Origin of the sequence: Mycobacterium sp. 1245805.9, from assembly GCF_001672915.1 — a bacterium.
GTDB lineage: Bacteria > Actinomycetota > Actinomycetes > Mycobacteriales > Mycobacteriaceae > Mycobacterium.
Genome location: NZ_LZKR01000135.1, coordinates 1 through 1,572 on the forward strand (window position 1 = coordinate 1; position 1,572 = coordinate 1,572).

Annotated in this window: 2 protein-coding genes and 1 pseudogene; 2 read left to right on the plus strand and 1 reads right to left on the minus strand. The window is 69.1% G+C overall.

Features of this window, described 5'->3' with window-relative positions; translation table 11 throughout:
* Window positions 1-129: 129 nt before the first annotated feature.
* Window positions 130-540 carry a hypothetical protein gene (locus A9X00_RS18785; protein WP_067156681.1) on the plus strand — a complete coding sequence of 137 codons (411 nt, stop codon included), beginning with the start codon at window positions 130-132 and terminating at the stop codon, window positions 538-540.
* 13 nt (window positions 541-553) lie between these two features.
* Here the strand turns inward: A9X00_RS18785 and A9X00_RS18790 are convergent, their stop codons facing one another.
* Entirely contained in the window at window positions 554-1,291 is a 738-nt protein-coding gene (locus A9X00_RS18790; protein WP_067156688.1) for a DUF3060 domain-containing protein, read from the minus strand.
* Window positions 1,292-1,338: 47 nt separating this feature from the next.
* On the opposite strand from A9X00_RS18790, the pseudogene A9X00_RS18795 reads away from it, so the two are divergent.
* A pseudogene (locus tag A9X00_RS18795) lies at window positions 1,339-1,572 on the plus strand (NADP-dependent oxidoreductase); the annotation flags it as partial.

Below are 1,572 nucleotides of genomic sequence, written 5' to 3' on the forward strand. Positions count from 1 at the left end.
GCCGATGCCGGCCGCCCGGACGACCTCGCCGCCCGGCGGCAGGTAGCCCGGCTGCGCGTTGAGCCAGTGGCACACGGCGGCGACTGAGCGCACACTGAGCAGTAACGCTGTGAGTGCAAGGAGGCCTTCGTGGGCGAGTACGGTGCGTTCGGATTCGATCCCGAGGATTTCGACCGCGTAATCAGGGAAGGCAGCGAGGGGCTGCGCGAGGTGTTCGAGCGGCTCGGCAAATTCGTCACCGCGCCGGTGCCGGGGACAAGTTGGTCCGCGTTGTTCGAGGACCTGTCCCGGCGGCCCCGCCGCGGGCCGGAGACCGCCGGCGAGGCCGGCGACGGGGTGTGGGCGATCTACACCGTGGACACCGACGGCGGCGCCCACGTCGAACAGGTCTACGCGACCGAACTCGACGCGCTGCGCGCCAACAAGAACAACGTCGACCCCAAGCGCAAGGTGCGCTTTTTGCCCTACGGCATCGCGGTCAGCGTCCTCGACGACGACACGGATTCGGATTCGGATTCGGATTCGGAAGAGTCAACGTAGCCCGGCTGCGCGTTCAGCCCTGTTGCACCACGTTGGAGCCGCCGGCGTTGCTGATCTTCGGGTTACCCGAGTGGTAGGTGATCTTGTTGTCGAACCCGGAGGCGTCGATGCTGTCGACGGCGTCCACGGTGATGGCGTTCTGGATGCCGGACACCGTGAGGCTCTTGCAGTGCCCGGTGATCACGACCGTGTTGGAAACCCCGCTCACGCTGACGATGTTGTCGTTGCAGGCGACGGTGCGGTTCTCGTTGATGCCCGAGATGCTGAGCTTGCCGCCGGGCGGCGCGGTGGGCGACGTCGACGGCGTCGTCGTTCGGGTCCTCGTCGGGCTGGGGCTCCGCGAGGGGCTGCGCGAGGTGGTCGAGGGCGGACCGAACGTCCCGGTGATGGTGGGCGTCGAGCTGATGGCCGACCGGACACCCGAAAGCTGATGTGCGGCGAAGGCGGCGATGCCGCCGGCCAGGGCGAGAAACCCGACCACGATCACCGTGCCGAGGATCCACCACGTGCGGTTGCCCGAGGGGGGCTTCGGCGGTGGCCCGGACATCGGGCCGCCATAGGTCCACGGGCTCTGCGGCGGCGGGGGTGGTGGATACGTCGGCGGTGCATACGCATCCGCTGAATACGAGGGGGGTGAATACGGAGAGCCGCCGGGCGGCGGCGCCTGTCCGGACTCGGACGCGCGTGCCGTGTCGGCCAGGGGGCGCTCGAGTTCGCGGATGCGCTCTTCCGGGTCGTCCTGCGAGTTCATGCAGAGATGCTCCCATCCGGACGTGCCGTATGGGTAGTTTCAGCACCGTGCCCGACTTGCCGAACCGTCAGATCCTGTTGCGTCGCCGCCCCACCGGGCTCGTCCAGCCCGGTGACACCGAGCTGGTCACCACGCCGGCACCCGAACCGGCGGAGGGCGAGGCGCTGCTGCGAACCACCTACGTCGGCCTCGACGCCGCCGTGCGCACCTGGCTCAACGACCAGCCGGGTTACCTGCCGCCGGTCCAGCTGGGCGAGGTCATCCGGGCGGCCGGCATCGGC